Raw genomic sequence first — 14,965 nt, 5'->3', positions numbered from 1 at the left:
TTAGCTCTTTTTTTCTATATCGCAATTTTTGTACAGCTTAAGGCAGCGCCATTGGGCTTTACAGCCCAACACACATTAATTTAAATAAAAAATAAAAAAAGAATTGAAATTTTGTTGAAAAAATGTTTAATCTATTTATGTAAATTAAATAATTATTAACTAATTTTTTTGAGGAAAATAATTATGAATAATTTAAAAAATGAAACCTCTGAAATGATGGAAAAAGGTGTCGATGAAATAAAAAAATCCGGAGGTGATTGGCTTGATTACATACAAAAACACCCCTTACAAACAATGTTTTTTGGTTTAGTGGCTTTTTTCGCAGCAAAAGGGATTGCAAAATAAAAGTGCTAGTTTTTGTCATTCCCGCCTGCGGGAATGACAAAATCCAGATTCGAAACAATCCAGCCTGAGTTACTCTTTTTCCTGCTGCAATGACTGCTCGACAGAAGCGCGTTTTCTTAGTCCATTGTAATAGTCTGTTAAATGATTACATGCTTTCAAATCAAGCCCTAAAGCATGCGCCCATCTTAACATAACAAATAAATAGGCATCAGGCAGGGTAAAATTATCGCCCATTAAATAAGTACTACGTTGTAAACAATCATTAACGTAACTGAATTTTTTCTGCAACTGAGGAATAAAAATTGTTTTTTTAATTTCCTGATCAAGATTTGGATTAAATAAAGGCGAAAATCCTTTGTGTAATTCAGTCGTGATATAGTTGACCCACTCAAGCACGCGATAACGATTAAAATCGCCAATAGCAGGCAGAAGATTAGTTGCTTTATTGCTGTCAGCAAGATACTGCATAATGACTGCGTTTTCCGTCAGAATTTCGCCATTATCCAGCTCTAAAGTTGGTACAGCGCCTTTGGCATTAACCGTTAAAAAATTTATCCCTGCGGCTGTTTTTTTATCCTTGAGATCAACCGCCTCATAATCAGCTTTCAAACTCAGCTCATTAAGGATAATACGTACAACCAGCGAACATGCCCCCTTACTGTAATATAACTTCATTGCCTTCTCCTTGTGGCTAACTAATAGTTTGCAGCCCGGGTTTATCGGGCTGCCGTTTCCTTATCTGCGCAAATGCGGGAATAAAATGACATCACGTATTGATGACGAGTTTGTGAATAACATCGCAAGGCGGTCTATCCCTATCCCTTCACCCGCTGTCGGCGGCATGCCGTACTCCAGCGCTTCAATATAATCGCTGTCAAAATGCATTGCCTCGAGATCACCGGCGTCTTTTTCTTTCACCTGAAGATGAAATCGTTCTGCCTGATCTTCGGCATCATTTAACTCTGAAAACCCATTGGCAATTTCGCGGCCGGCAATGAAAAACTCAAAACGATCGGTCAGATCAGGATTGTCGTCGCTACGTCGCGCGAGCGGCGAAACCTCGGTTGGATAACCGGTGATAAAGGTAGGCTGGATTAACAGATGCTCCACTTCCTCTTCAAACAGAATCATTTGCAACTTACCCAGGCCGTCTGTCGTTTTGAAGGCATAACCTTTCTGTTTCAGGATTGCACGGCAACCATCAACAGTTTCAATTTGATCCGCGCTTATCTGCGGCAGATAGTGCAGGATTGCTTCGGTAACACTCAAACGGGCAAAGGGATCAGCACAATTAATTACCTTATCCTGATATTCAATATGGCGGGTACCTAAGACGACATCGCATAAGTGATGCAGTAATTCCTCGGTAAAATTCATCAAATCCTTGTAATCAGCATAGGCTTGATAAAATTCAACCATGGTAAATTCCGGATTATGGCGGGTAGACAACCCTTCGTTACGGAAATTACGGTTAATTTCATAGACCCGCTCAAAACCGCCGACCACCAGGCGTTTTAAATAAAGCTCGGGGGCAATCCGCAAAAACATTTCCATATCCAGACTATTATGGTAAGTCACAAACGGTCTGGCCACCGCTCCGCCGGGGATCGGATGCATCATTGGCGTTTCAACTTCCAAAAACTGGTGACTATCCATAAATTGCCTGAATGCTTTAATTAATTGCGAACGCATCAGGAATGTTTTTCGAGTTTCTTCGTTGGCAATCAAATCGACGTAGCGTTTACGGTAGCGCATTTCCTGATCAGCCAAACCATGAAATTTGTCAGGCATGGGCCGCAAAGATTTTGTTAAAAGCTGAACACCTTCGGCATGGATAGAAAGTTCACCGGTATTAGTTTTAAATAAATACCCTTCTACACCAACGATATCGCCTAAATCCCAATGTTTAAACTGCTCATATAATTCGGGTAAATCATTTTGCCGGATATAAACCTGAATCCGGCCGGAAACATCCTGAATATGGAAGAAACTTGCCTTCCCCATTACGCGGCGCAGTACAATACGGCCGGCAACAGCGACCTGAATATGCTGATTTGCCAGTGATTCTTTATCACTATCGCCATATTGCTGCGTCAAACTGTCAGCCAAATACTTTCGACGAAACTGGTTAGGGAAATTAAATCCCTGCTCGCGTAAGTCTGCTAATTTTTGTTTACGGATTTGATAGACTTCGCTTTCATCCAGATATTCTTCGGTCATGCCTCTACTCCTGCTTTTAAACTGGCTTCAATAAATTGATCAAGATCGCCATCCAATACTGCCTGGGTATTACTGGTTTCTACACCAGTACGCAAATCCTTAATCCGCGATTGATCAAGAACATAAGAACGTATTTGCGATCCCCATCCAATATCGGATTTGCTTTCTTCCAATGCCTGTTGTTCGGCATTTTTCTTTTGCAATTCCATTTCATACAGTTTAGCTCGTAATTGCTTCATTGCCTGATCACGGTTTTTATGTTGGCTGCGATCATTCTGGCATTGAACAACAATACCACTGGGTACATGGGTAATCCGAACTGCCGAGTCCGTACGGTTTACGTGCTGGCCGCCTGCGCCTGACGCCCGGTAAGTGTCAACGCGTAAATCAGCGGGGTTGATTTCGATTTCAATATCATCATCAATTTCAGGGGAGATAAATACCGCAGCAAATGAAGTGTGGCGCCGATTACCAGAATCAAAGGGGGATTTACGTACCAGGCGATGCACGCCGGTTTCTGTACGCAGCCAACCATAGGCATATTCGCCGGTAAAATGAATAGTAGCGCTTTTAATGCCTGCAACCTCGCCGGCGGAGCATTCAATCAGTTCGGTATTGAAACCATGTTTTTCACCCCAGCGCAAATACATCCGCAACAGCATCTCAGCCCAATCCTGCGCCTCAGTGCCGCCTGAGCCGGACTGAATATCGAGATAAGCGCTGGCGCCATCCATTTTACCGGAGAACATGCGGCGAAATTCAAGATCAGCGACCTGCTGCTCAATACTGTTAAGTTCGGAAGAAACATCAGCAATGGCCAGTTCGTCATCTTCCTCCCGGGCAAGCTCAAACAGTTCGCCAAGATCAATAAGAGACTGGGTAAGATTCTGCAACTGATTTACTACAGATTCCAACTGCGCCCGTTCTTTTCCAAGCGCCTGCGCATACTCGGGTTTGTTCCATACATCAGCCGACTCAAGTTCACGGACAACTTCTTCGAGACGTTCTTTTTTGACATCAAAGTCAAAGATACCCCCGAAGCGCTGTTACCCGCTTTTCAAGATCGGCTAACGAAAAAGTGATCTGATTTACTTCTAACATAGACTGGTCTCATCAAATTTTTAACAAAGGGCAATAGTTTACCGCTAAAGTGATGAGCAAGCTATAAAATTCTTTTTCCTGAATTAACGCGCCTGCATTCTTAATGCCCCGTCAAGCCTGATTACTTCACCATTAATTAATTCATTTTCAACAATATGCGCCGCCAAAGCCGCGTATTCCTCTGGATGTCCAAGCCGCTTGGGAAATGTCACCGTACTAGCCAGGCTATCCTGCACTTCCTGCGGCATGCCTAACAACATTGGCGTTGCCATTAAGCCAGGGGCGATAGTATTCACTCGAATGGCATGCTGGGCAAGCTCACGCGCTGCCGGCAAGGTCATAGCGACCACACCGCCTTTTGACGCACTGTAGGCCATCTGGCCAATTTGTCCTTCATAAGCTGCGACAGAAGCCGTGTTAATAATTACCCCGCGTTCGCCAGACTCCGCATCCGGCTCCAGTCCGGACATTGCAGCGGCCGTAACCCGCATCACGTTAAAGGTACCGATCAGATTAATATCAATAACCTGCTTAAAAGCCTCAAGCGGCATCGCGCCTTCTTTACCAACCATCCGTTTAGCCGGCGCAATTCCTGCACAGTTAATGCAAATACGTGGTACGCCAACCATATTGACAGTTTCTTGTAATGCCCGTTCAATCTCTGATTCAGAACTGACATCGCAACTAATGCCAAGCGCTATTTTATCGCTTTTTTTACCAGGGTTTTTATCCCAAATCGCTACCCGTGCGCCATGCTTGCTGAAATAATCCGCACAAGCAGCGCCCAAGCCCGATCCTCCACCCGTAATGACTACAACTTGGTTATCCAGTTTCATCACAATCCCTCGTTATTATTTTAAATAAGACTGACTTAATGCTTTAAATTCCGGCGATCCTGCTTTTTCTACCCATTCAAAAAACACCATTTCAGAAGTAACCAAATGCACCCCTGTCTGTTTCATCCGTTTTAAGCCATAACGATAGTCCAGCTCATTCCGGCTACCGACAGCATCAACAACCACAAAAACCTGAAAACCGGCATCATGTAAATCAATTGCCGTCTGTAGCACACAGACATGCGTTTCTATACCAATCAAAACAATCTGATCACGATTAATCGTCTGTAACTCATTTTTGAAAGACGGTTCACGCCAGCAGGAAAAGTGAACCTTTTCAATGATGGTACTATGGTTATCCTGCAGCAACTCAGGCACCGTATGACCAAGCCCACGAGGGTATTGCTCACTGACTACACAAGGTACAGACAATTCGCGTGCCAGCCGCATCAACCATTGGCAGCGGTTTACTACATCCGAATGATTATGAATTAATGGAATTAATTTTTCCTGCACATCAACCAAAACCAGACAGGTTTTTTCTTTTTGTAATAACATAATGTTCTCCTTAACATAAAACACACAGCGTTGCCGGCACTCCCAAAATTGCAGTAAGGATGCCCGGTTAAAGTCTGTTTTGCAAACCCTCAGATGCCAGGGACGGGCATCTGGGAGCGTCAGGATGACTTCATGCGTGTTTGCGAAACAGACTTTAACCGGGCATCCTTACCCGCTCGGAATTTGCAAAGCAACCCTTCACACTACAGCAAGCAACACAGCTGTCAAATAATTTCCCTCAGGAAAAGCAGGCAACACAGGATGACAGCTTGACGGTCCAAAGACCCCAAGCAAACGAACCTGCTTACCAACAGCCGCAGCCTGTGAACTGGCCAGGTTACAAAATTCCTGCGGCGACAAGGCAGACGAACAATTACATGTCATCAATAACGATCCTGAACGCATAGCCTTAAACGTTTCCCGATGCAGAAAACGATAGTAATTTTTTGCCTTCTGCAAATGCTGCTGGGATGGAACCAGCTTTGGCGGATCAAGAATAACAATATCATATTCTCCGGCATGCCCAAGATAATCGCGGGCATCCGCCTCTACAAATTCAATATGATCCAGGCCATTTAAAGCAGCATTACTCCGTCCCTGCGCAATGGCCTGCTCTGAACTGTCAACGGCCGTTACTTTAGCAGCGCCAGCCTTCGCGGCATGCAAAGCGAAGCCGCCAGTATAACTATATAAGTCCAATACCCGCTTACCGTTTGCCAACGCTGCTATCCGCTGATGGTTTTCTCGTTGATCCAGAAATAATCCGGTTTTTTGCGCCTGCGCAAAATTGACCTGATAACGGACGCCCGCCTCCAGCACTTCAGTACTGTGAGCGTTTTCCCTGGGAGCATCAGTTATTGTCCAGCCATCCTGAGACAATGGCTTTGTCTGCGGCAACCAGATAATTTGCTCGGGTTTGAGCACGGTCTGAATAGCCTCAGTAATAATTTCCCGATTTAACTCTACCCAGTAAGCTGAACTGGCCACTACACATACCTGGTTAAAGCAATCTATGGTTAAGCCTGACAAACCATCGGCTTCACTGTTAAACAACCGAAATGCCGTTGTTTGTGCATCAGGCAGGTTTAAGGCGGTACGAATGGATTTAGCCTGCTGCAAACGTCTGATAACCAGCGCCTGAAGCGTCAGTCCGGCCTCATTAAGCGCCAGCACTCTGACTCGATAGAGCGAATGTTCATTATAGACCCCCATGCCCATTTGCTGACCCTGTGAATCAAAGATATCGACCAGACCGCCAGTAGTCGGCTTACCTTTGATTTTGTCTATTGCTTTGGGAAATATCCATGGATGGCCTCGGCGGATATTGCTTTCTTTGGCTTGATGAAGATAAACTGCTGTATGCATAAGTAAACTATTTTCCAAATAATAAAGTGGGCTAATCTACATCAGACTTGTTGCTCACCGCAAGACAAATCAGTTCATACAAGGAGCATTATGCGACAGGCAGTCATTCGATTTATTGGTTCCCTTCTGTTTTTATTATATAATTCCGTATTGTTTGCAGCTCCCTGGTATACAGGCCCATTACTGGCGCCTTCGGGCCATACCATTCCTGCCGGACATACCAATCTTGAGGTCTATGGTTTTTTCACTGACAACGAAGGCATATATAACCGGCATTGGAAACTTACTCATGCTCCTATGGGCAGCAGTATAGTAGGTAATCCGATATTTACACATGGTATTTCAGACTCTATGGATGTGCAATTCAGCGCCCCTTATGCTTACAATCGTTTCCATGGCCAGAACTCTCACCATATGAGCGATGTAAGTGCAACCCTCGGTTATCAGCTTATTGAACAAAAAGGCAGGCGTTTGATACCTGATTTACGTGTCACCATTCAGGAAATTATTCCTACCGGTAAATTTGAAGATCTCGATCCTGTCAATAATGGAACCGATTCAACCGGGATTGGCAGTTATCAGACTGCGTTTAATTTGAATTTCCAGCATTTACTGCCTATTACAGATGTTCATTATCTCCGTACCCGTTTAAGTCTTGCCTATGTTTATGCTGCTGATGTCAGTGTCTATGGCTATAACAGTTTCGGCGGTGCGGCAAATACTTTAGGCAATGTACATCCCGGCGATTTACAAAGTATCGATATTGCTGGCGAATTAAGCCTTACCCAGCACCTTGTCGCAGTAATGGAAGGTTTCTTTGCCCATCGCCACCGCACTCGTTTCAGCGGATATGCAGGCACAAACAGCGCTGGACAGCCTGCACATATCGGGCAGAATCCGACTGATGAGATAACCATTGCTCCTGCTTTGGAATGGAATTTTAATTCCAACGTCGGGCTTATTGCCGGTGTATGGAAAACTCTGGCAGGCCGTGATACGTCAGAATTTAAATCCTATGTTATTGCAATTAACGCATTTTGGTAGATGACTGCAAATTTACTCTGGAACATGTTAGCATCATGATTTGCTTCAAAAGGATCTACTATGTGGTTTAATAATGCACTGGTTTACAATTATGAGATGAAGGAAGAGGTTAATCTGCAGGAGTTGCTGGCAGAAGAAACATTAAAAGCCTGTCCGCCCCATGCCCGATTCACCTATGGCTGGTTACCTGCTTACGCAGATGAGTTAATCCAGGAAGTTGCCGGCAGCGCGGTGATCTGCCTCGGAAAAGAAGAGCGCATTTTACCGCGCGGTGTAATTAACAAATTGCTTGCCGAGCGAATCAATACCCTTGAAGCCCAACAAGGCCGTAAAATTAAACGTGCTGAAAAAGCTCAAATGGCGGAAGATCTGGAGTTTGAATTATTACCCAAATCATTCTGTGTCCAGAAGCGCCTGCTAGCCTTGCTTGATACTCAAAGCAAACGGTTAATTGTTAATACCGCAAGCGATAATCAGGCTTCGCAGTTAATTTCCTTACTTCGTAAATCGGTGCCTGGATTACAACTGGAGCCGTTATTTTATCATGAAAACCTGGCAACACGTTTTGCTGAATGGATCAATGACCCTGCCCTGTTACCTCCTTCTTTCCAGCTTGCTTCTGATTGTCTGCTGTTTTCTTTAAGCGATGAGAAAAAACGGGTTAATTGCAAGGGATATGAAATGCCGGCAGAAGAGATAATTACCCTTTTATCCCAAGGTCTGGTTGCAGCCGAAATCTCCTTGATCTGGAAAGAACGCATTCAGTTTACCCTGACTCATGATCTGACCTTCAAGCGCTTGAAAACTCTGGATTATCTGATTGATGAATTTAACGAAACTCAACAGCTGGAAGAAGAGTATTTACAGCGTGATGCGGCCCTGACCCTGTTGGCTGGTGAACTGCGTGCCTTGACCGATGATTTGATTGCCGGGTTAAATGGCAACAGTGAAACCACGGTGGAAAATAAAATAGCGGATGAGGTTTTTGCCTAGTGCTGGGCTGTAAAGCCCAACATTTCAACATCTTCTATTTACGTGAATAAATCTTACTACGCAGATCAATAATCGAAAGCCCGCGAATCTCACCCTCTTTCGCTGCAAATTTCACAACCGTACTCAATCCGGCGGTATTAATAAATAATTTATAACGCCCGGGCGCTAACCCGGTTGCATAAAATTGACCGGTATTGGTAACGGTAAGTGGTATGGCTGGCCGTTTCCAGGGATCGCGTGGCGAAGGATCGCCATCATCAGCCTGTAACAAAATATTACCTTGTGTAAAACCATTCCAGGGTAAAATCCGGCCGACTACCCCTGTTTTTTTACTATGCGGCAAAGGCTCCAGAACAACCGGCGGAATAGCTTGAATTTGTTGCTCAGGATTGATATTTACCGCAACCGGTTTATAACCTGCCAATTGAAAATGCAACGTAGCCGTATCTGCATGAGCCACAAAGTAACCGTTTTCTGATAGAGGGATGTTTGCTAACACCATTTCCGGAGCTTCAGGGCCTTTAACTGCTACCTGGCCATAAACAATCGGAAAAGCGTGAGCGGTCAGCAATCGATACCCTTTCTGATCCAGCATGGCCGCAAATTCCCGGCCTATATGATCAGCGATCCACTCGATCCAGTTTTTAAATCTGCCTGCCGCAGAATACGGAACATATTCGGGTTGTAATGCTTGCCAATTATTCGTTTCATCACGCAAGGCATATGCCTTGCTTAAATTTTCCTCGGAAAATGGCGCACCAAGATTATAATTTTCGATTAACTGTTTTGATCGGGCCTTGGCCTGCTGCACTTGCTCCTGGCTGAGTCCATTCAAAAAGAAAGATAACATCTGATCTTTCTGCGGGTAACCTGCAGGAAGCAAATCAACATACACCATTTGCCAGGCAAGGGCCGACAAGCGATCACGAGGAAGCGAAGTACCAAAATAATAGTTTCGGCTTAAAGACCAGGCCTGATACAGCTGGAAATCCTTGCGGAGCAATAAAGCTTCATCAGACGATAAGGCTTGCAGCGCTGACGCTGCCAGCGCTAAACAAGTAAACAACAAATAGCGGCAAAGGGCTTTGGCCACAGTGTTTGTTCCTATTCTGTAATACCTTGCGGCATACTGTGATAAGTGGCTTTATAAACGGCCAGAGCATCATCAGCAGCTTTATTTAGTCCCAGCGCCTTATTAGCCTGGTACATAATAATCAAGGCTTCCTGAGCGCTTGGAGCCTGTTGATAGGTTTTCACCAGGAAACCAGCCCGCTCGGCAGCAGCAACATACATTTTGCGTTTAAAATAGTATTTGGCAATATTCAATTCATGCTGAGCAAACATATTTCTCAGGTAGAGCATTCTTTGTTGCGCGTTTGGCTTATAGCGGCTTTGCGGGAAACGCTCAACCAGCATAGAAAAATCAGCATAAGCCTGCGCCTGAGTTCCTGGATCACGCCAGGATTCATCCATAGGCAAATAATTTGCAAAAGTACCGCGCGGTTGCTGGAAGTTAGCCAGTCCTTTCATATAATAGGCGTAATCCACATTTTTAGCACGCGGATAAAGATGAATAAACCGCTCCGCTGTTGCCGCCGCCGAAGCATAATCTTCTTTCTTATAATAAGCATAAACCAAGTCCATCTGCGCCTGTTCGGCATACTCGCTGAACGGATACATGGACTCCATCGCCTCAAGACGTTTGGCAGCGCTGTCATACTCACCGCTCTTCAAAGCAGCTTTTGATTCTGTATAAAGCTGCTTTGCAGTCATGCCTTTAAAAGGACTTGAATCATCCTCATCTTTATTCCACCATGAACATGCTGTAAGCGACACTACAACAGCTGCCAGGGTAATTGCCTGAATTCGTTTCATATCATACACCTGCACGAATAAATACCGTAACTGAATGTCCGACATTATACCCATCACAACTGAATTTGCGAGGTTTCAACCAATTTTTTTCATCAAAAGCAAAAATAATAAAAAAAACGTTTGCAATGAAATAGGGGTTGCGATAGTATTCGTCTCGGAGAGGTGGCAGAGTGGTCGATTGCGGCGGTCTTGAAAACCGTTGAAGGGAAACCTTCCCAGGGTTCGAATCCCTGTCTCTCCGCCAAGAACATCAGCTAATTTCTTGTAAATCAATAAATTTTAAATCACATGAACAATAAAGATTACCTTTAACTCACAAACGTGGTCTGCTTAAGATTTTGCTTCTCGCTCAATTTTTTCTAAATTCATTAGGTAACGTCCCTAAAGTTTTTTTGTTTATTTAATGCACAGATTTTTATATTTACCCCAATCTGCTCCCTCTCCCGCGAAAGGAATTTGAATAATATACTGATGATCCTTCGCGGGAGAGGGTTGGGGAGAGGGAAGTGGACAAATCGATACTGAGGCAACACGCAAAGAAATTAAGTAGGCAAAGAACTCTTACAGAGCAGCATCTATGGTATTACCTTCGAGCAAATCGACTAGGATTTAAATTTAAACGACAAGTCCCTATAGGGGCATATATAGTTGATTTTGTTATATCGAGTAATTTGTCCAAAGCGCATCATCTATTACCATTCGTGACATCCCCTCTCCCCAACCCTCTCCCGCGAAGAACCATCTGTATACTATTCAAATTCCTTTCGCGGGAGAGGGGGCGGATATGGGTAAATTTTAAAATCTGTGCTTTAAATAAGCAAAAACTTTAGGGACGTTACCTAGTTGATTTAATTATTCATATTGAGGTAAGGTAATCGCATTTGAAACGGATTTTATCATGGCCAGGGTTCTCTTTGAGCGCTCTTCTGCAATTTCCTTGGAAACTTCATCTTCTACAAGGAATGATTTACTTACCCAAACACCAAACTTTTGATTAGCCTCAACGAAAGGGCGTAGTAGTTCATTATAACGAGCAAAGGCCTGCATATAATTACCATTAGCAGCTTTTAATTCTCCCGCAAGGATATATGCTCCAACGAATGCCAAATTATTACCTTGGCCAGATAACGGAGAAGGACAATACCCTGCATCGCCTATAAGCGCTACTCGACATTTAGTCCAGTTATTCATTTTTACTTGCGTAATAGCATCAAAATAAAAATCATCGCTTTCCGGCATTCGATTTAGAATATTTTGTGTTTCCCAACCAAAATCGCGAAAAGTATCCCGCAGGAATTGTTTTTGCTCCTGCTCATCCCGGATGTCGTTCAGGATATGCTGCGATCGGAACATAAATCCGGCTATTGCTATTTCAGGGTTATTATCGCTATTTATTGATACTATTTTATGATTAGCTTCACACTCCAGGCCTATGTGGCTCAAACCCAGGTAATTTGGAATGGTAAATGTACTAAGGTAGGAGTCAAGATGAATTAACTGATATTCATTTTTATCAAAAATCATACGCCTTGCAGCAGAGTGAATACCATCTGCAGCAATTACCAGGTCATACTTTTCAATCTTGCCGTCCATAAATGCGACTGTGACGTTATCAGCACTCTGGTCAATGCTGGTAACGGATTGATTGAAATAACAAGGTACATCAGCAATTGTTTTCATCAGGATTTCAACCAAATCACCGCGCAGAATTTCGACTTCATCATCTTGCCTGAACCCGAATTTCTCACCCTGTTCTTCATGTAGAACTTTACCAGATGAATCTACAAAACGACCGAATTCTATTCGCGTGCGTCTATCACAGATTTGATCATAAACACCCATTTCTCGAGCGAGATGAGTCGCTATGCCGCGAACATCCAGCGCCTGTCCCCCTTTCCTAATAGAACCAGATTTTTCAATTAATACAGGAGAAAAGCCAAATTTTCTTAGCCAATAACAAACAGCAGGACCCGCTATACCTGCACCAATGACGAGAATTTTGATATTTTCAGGCATTTATAACTATCTTAATAGATTAAGGTTTCTGTCATTCCCGCCTTCGCGGGAATGACAATTTCTCGATTACACAAAACAGCTTGCTTTGGTTACTTTGTCGATAGCTAGCAGGCTTTCCAGCAGTGGTTTGATTTGCTCCAGAGGCCAGCTATTTGGGCCGTCGCTTAATGCCTTGTCCGGATTTGGGTGAGTTTCCATAAATATTCCGGCAATTCCAGCTGCGACTGCCGCTCTTGCCAATACAGGCACAAATTCACGCTGCCCCCCCGATGTGCCATTATTGCCGCCAGGTAACTGAACTGAATGAGTGGCATCATAGACAACCGGACAGCCGGTTTCGCGCATGATTTGCAGTGAACGCATATCGGAAACCAGGTTATTATATCCAAAACTGGCTCCGCGCTCGCACACCATAATCTGCTGATTACCGCAGGCTTGTGCTTTTGTTACCACATGTTTCATTTCCCAGGGCGACAGAAATTGCCCTTTTTTGATGTTAACCGGTTTGTTCAAGGCAGCAACTTTCTGGATGAAATTGGTTTGCCGGCATAAAAAAGCCGGCGTCTGCAGTACATCAACCACGCTTGCTACTTCAAGCAATGGGGTGTCTTCATGAACATCGGTCAACACAGGAACGCCAATTTGTTGCTTCACTTTTTCAAGGATCTGCAAGCCCTTTTCAAAACCGGGTCCACGATAGCTGTGCAAAGAAGAGCGGTTTGCCTTATCAAAAGACGATTTATAGATAAAAGACAGCTTAAGTTCCGCACAGATCGATTTCAGATACCCGGCTGTTTCCAGCGCCATTTCTTCACTTTCGATCACACAGGGACCAGCAATTAAAAACAAGGGCGATTCAATGCCGACTTCAAAACCACATAATTTCATTAGTTATCCTTCTGTTCGTGATACGCGCGGGCAGCAGTAACAAACTGTATAAACAAGGGATGGCCATCGCGCGGGGTTGAAGTAAATTCAGGGTGGAACTGGCAGGCAACAAACCAGGGATGATCTGGCAACTCCACCATTTCAACCAATGTGTTATCGCCTGAGCGGCCAGAAATCACAAGCCCCTTTTCAACCAGCTTTCCAACTAACTGGTTATTGACCTCATAGCGATGACGGTGCCGTTCTAAAATCTGCTCTTTCTGATAGATGGCATATGCCTTTGAGCTGCGATCCAGCAGGCATTTCTGAGCTCCAAGCCGCATGGTTCCACCCAAATCAGTGTTTTCATCACGCAGATTGACGCTGCCATCGGCTTCCATCCATTCGTTGATTAAGCCCACAACCGGATAAGGCGTACTTTTGTCAAACTCTGTGGAGTTGGCATTGGTCATACCGGCTACATTACGGGCAAATTCAATCACTGCGGTTTGCATGCCAAGGCAAATTCCCAAAAACGGCACTTTGGCTTCGCGGGCATATTGAATCGCACGGATTTTACCTTCGATGCCGCGCTCGCCGAACCCGCCTGGAATTAATATTGCATCCGCATCAGCCAGTAATTCAGTGCCCTTATTTTCAATCAGTTCAGCATCAATATAAACGATTTCCACCTTGGTCTGAGTATGAATTCCGCCATGACAAAGCGCTTCATTGATCGATTTATAGGCATCATTTAATTCGGTATACTTGCCTACCATAGCTACTTTGACGGTTCTGGTCTGTATTGCCTGAGCGGCAACAACTGCTTCCCATTCCTGCAAATTAGCAGGTTCAATAGACATGCCCAGCTTCCTGACAACGATTTCATCAAGTCCTTGCTCGTGCAGAATCATTGGGATCTGGTAAATGCTTTTGGCATCCTGGAGTGAAATAACCCCTTCTTTTTCAACGTTGGTAAATAAAGCAATTTTAGCCCGATCCGCCACTGAAAGGGGCTTTTCTGAACGGCAGATTAAAATATCGGGCTGAATACCAATAGAACGGAGCTCTTTTACCGAGTGCTGGGTAGGTTTGGTTTTGGTTTCGCCGGACGTCGGAATATAGGGTACCAGGGTCAAGTGAATGAACAGGGAGCGTTGGGAACCAAGCTCAATACGCATTTGCCGGATTGCTTCAAGAAACGGTAATGATTCAATATCCCCTACTGTTCCGCCAATTTCAATCATGGCAACATCAAAACCTTCTGCTCCAGCTTTAATTGAACGGATGATTTCATTGGTGATATGAGGAATAACCTGAACCGTGCCGCCAAGGTAGTCGCCCCGCCGTTCTTTTTTAATCACGGTTTCGTAGATTTTACCTGAGGTAAAATTATTGCGCTTGGTCATGGTCGTGCGTACAAAACGCTCGTAGTGCCCAAGATCCAAATCTGTTTCAGCCCCATCTTCGGTAACAAATACTTCACCATGCTGAAAAGGGCTCATTGTACCGGGATCAACGTTGATGTATGGATCGAGCTTAATCAGAGTGACTTTCAAGCCACGCGCTTCAAGAATAGCGGCCAGTGAGGCTGCGGCAATACCTTTGCCAAGAGAAGAAACTACACCGCCAGTAATAAATAAATAGTTTGCCATGAAAGACCCCGTTTGGAATGCCTGAACCCGCTTGTAAGCGGATTAATTATTTTTGCATATGAACGGGGCTTAATTTTATCAAAAAGCAGG

At 44.3% G+C, this 14,965-nt stretch carries 14 protein-coding genes, 1 tRNA gene and 1 pseudogene; 5 read left to right on the top strand and 11 right to left on the bottom strand.

Annotated elements, in window-relative coordinates:
* Positions 1-183: 183 nt before the first annotated feature.
* Entirely contained in the window at positions 184-345 is a 162-nt protein-coding gene (locus tag ACFORL_RS05290; RefSeq protein WP_382341815.1) for a hypothetical protein, read from the top strand.
* Positions 346-414: 69 nt separating this feature from the next.
* Here ACFORL_RS05290 and gstA read toward each other — a convergent pair whose 3' ends face one another.
* From gstA to ACFORL_RS05260, 6 genes are all read right to left on the bottom strand, one after another.
* Positions 415-1,020, bottom strand: a complete 606-nt coding sequence (gene gstA / locus ACFORL_RS05285; protein WP_382341812.1) for a glutathione transferase GstA — start codon at positions 1,018-1,020, stop codon at positions 415-417.
* A 60-nt stretch (positions 1,021-1,080) separates the two neighbouring features.
* A complete protein-coding gene (lysS, locus tag ACFORL_RS05280; protein ID WP_382341810.1) occupies positions 1,081-2,565 on the bottom strand; it encodes a lysine--tRNA ligase in 1,485 nt (494 codons plus the stop codon).
* Positions 2,562-3,666 (bottom strand): peptide chain release factor 2 gene (prfB, locus tag ACFORL_RS05275; RefSeq protein WP_382341809.1). Its coding sequence is split into 2 segments (ribosomal slippage): positions 2,562-3,590 and positions 3,592-3,666, totalling 1,104 coding nucleotides; the frame shifts between segments, so codons are not numbered across the junction. The genes lysS and prfB overlap by 4 nt, the downstream gene beginning before the upstream one ends.
* Positions 3,667-3,749: 83 nt before the next feature.
* On the bottom strand, positions 3,750-4,502 hold the full coding sequence (locus ACFORL_RS05270) for an SDR family NAD(P)-dependent oxidoreductase (protein ID WP_382341807.1): 753 nt from the start codon (positions 4,500-4,502) through the stop codon (positions 3,750-3,752).
* Between the two features lie 15 nt (positions 4,503-4,517).
* Positions 4,518-5,060 (bottom strand): hydrolase, encoded by a 543-nt coding sequence (locus ACFORL_RS05265; protein WP_382341806.1) that lies wholly within the window; start codon positions 5,058-5,060, stop codon positions 4,518-4,520.
* A gap of 198 nt (positions 5,061-5,258) precedes the next feature.
* Complete coding sequence (locus tag ACFORL_RS05260) at positions 5,259-6,425, bottom strand: class I SAM-dependent rRNA methyltransferase (RefSeq protein ID WP_382341804.1); 1,167 nt, start codon at positions 6,423-6,425, stop codon at positions 5,259-5,261.
* Positions 6,426-6,515: 90 nt separating this feature from the next.
* Between ACFORL_RS05260 and ACFORL_RS05255 the strand changes: the two genes are divergently transcribed.
* The gene (locus ACFORL_RS05255; RefSeq protein WP_382341802.1) at positions 6,516-7,469 is read left to right on the top strand and encodes a hypothetical protein; all 954 of its coding nucleotides are present in this window, start codon (positions 6,516-6,518) and stop codon (positions 7,467-7,469) included.
* 60 nt (positions 7,470-7,529) lie between these two features.
* Positions 7,530-8,462, top strand: a complete 933-nt coding sequence (locus ACFORL_RS05250) for a recombination-associated protein RdgC (RefSeq protein ID WP_382341800.1) — start codon at positions 7,530-7,532, stop codon at positions 8,460-8,462.
* A gap of 34 nt (positions 8,463-8,496) precedes the next feature.
* On the opposite strand, the gene ACFORL_RS05245 is transcribed toward ACFORL_RS05250, so the two are convergent.
* Positions 8,497-9,555: a hypothetical protein gene (locus tag ACFORL_RS05245; RefSeq protein ID WP_382341798.1), complete on the bottom strand. Its 1,059-nt coding sequence runs from the start codon at positions 9,553-9,555 to the stop codon at positions 8,497-8,499.
* Between the two features lie 11 nt (positions 9,556-9,566).
* Positions 9,567-10,337: an outer membrane protein assembly factor BamD gene (locus ACFORL_RS05240; RefSeq protein WP_382341797.1), complete on the bottom strand. Its 771-nt coding sequence runs from the start codon at positions 10,335-10,337 to the stop codon at positions 9,567-9,569.
* Positions 10,338-10,493: 156 nt separating this feature from the next.
* Between ACFORL_RS05240 and ACFORL_RS05235 the strand changes: the two genes are divergently transcribed.
* Together ACFORL_RS05235 and ACFORL_RS05230 are read left to right on the top strand one after the other, a co-directional pair.
* Positions 10,494-10,581: transfer RNA gene (locus tag ACFORL_RS05235), tRNA-Ser, on the top strand.
* A gap of 262 nt (positions 10,582-10,843) precedes the next feature.
* Positions 10,844-10,996, top strand: a pseudogene (locus tag ACFORL_RS05230) (DUF559 domain-containing protein); the annotation flags it as partial.
* 193 nt (positions 10,997-11,189) lie between these two features.
* Here the strand turns inward: ACFORL_RS05230 and ACFORL_RS05225 are convergent.
* The 3 genes from ACFORL_RS05225 to ACFORL_RS05215 form a co-directional block, all read right to left on the bottom strand.
* Positions 11,190-12,353 (bottom strand): tetracycline destructase, encoded by a 1,164-nt coding sequence (locus ACFORL_RS05225; protein ID WP_382341795.1) that lies wholly within the window; start codon positions 12,351-12,353, stop codon positions 11,190-11,192.
* A 66-nt stretch (positions 12,354-12,419) separates the two neighbouring features.
* On the bottom strand, positions 12,420-13,241 hold the full coding sequence (gene kdsA / locus ACFORL_RS05220) for a 3-deoxy-8-phosphooctulonate synthase (RefSeq protein ID WP_382341793.1): 822 nt from the start codon (positions 13,239-13,241) through the stop codon (positions 12,420-12,422).
* Positions 13,241-14,875 carry a CTP synthase gene (locus ACFORL_RS05215; protein ID WP_382341791.1) on the bottom strand — a complete coding sequence of 545 codons (1,635 nt, stop codon included), beginning with the start codon at positions 14,873-14,875 and terminating at the stop codon, positions 13,241-13,243. Before ACFORL_RS05215 ends, kdsA begins: the two co-directional genes overlap by 1 nt.
* Between the last annotated feature and the right edge of the window lie 90 nt (positions 14,876-14,965).

It is taken from the genome of Legionella dresdenensis, assembly GCF_042649825.1.
Classification (GTDB): domain Bacteria; phylum Pseudomonadota; class Gammaproteobacteria; order Legionellales; family Legionellaceae; genus Legionella_C; species Legionella_C dresdenensis.
Note: the sequence above shows the minus strand (reverse complement) of the source record. Positions and strands in the feature narration are given on the sequence as shown.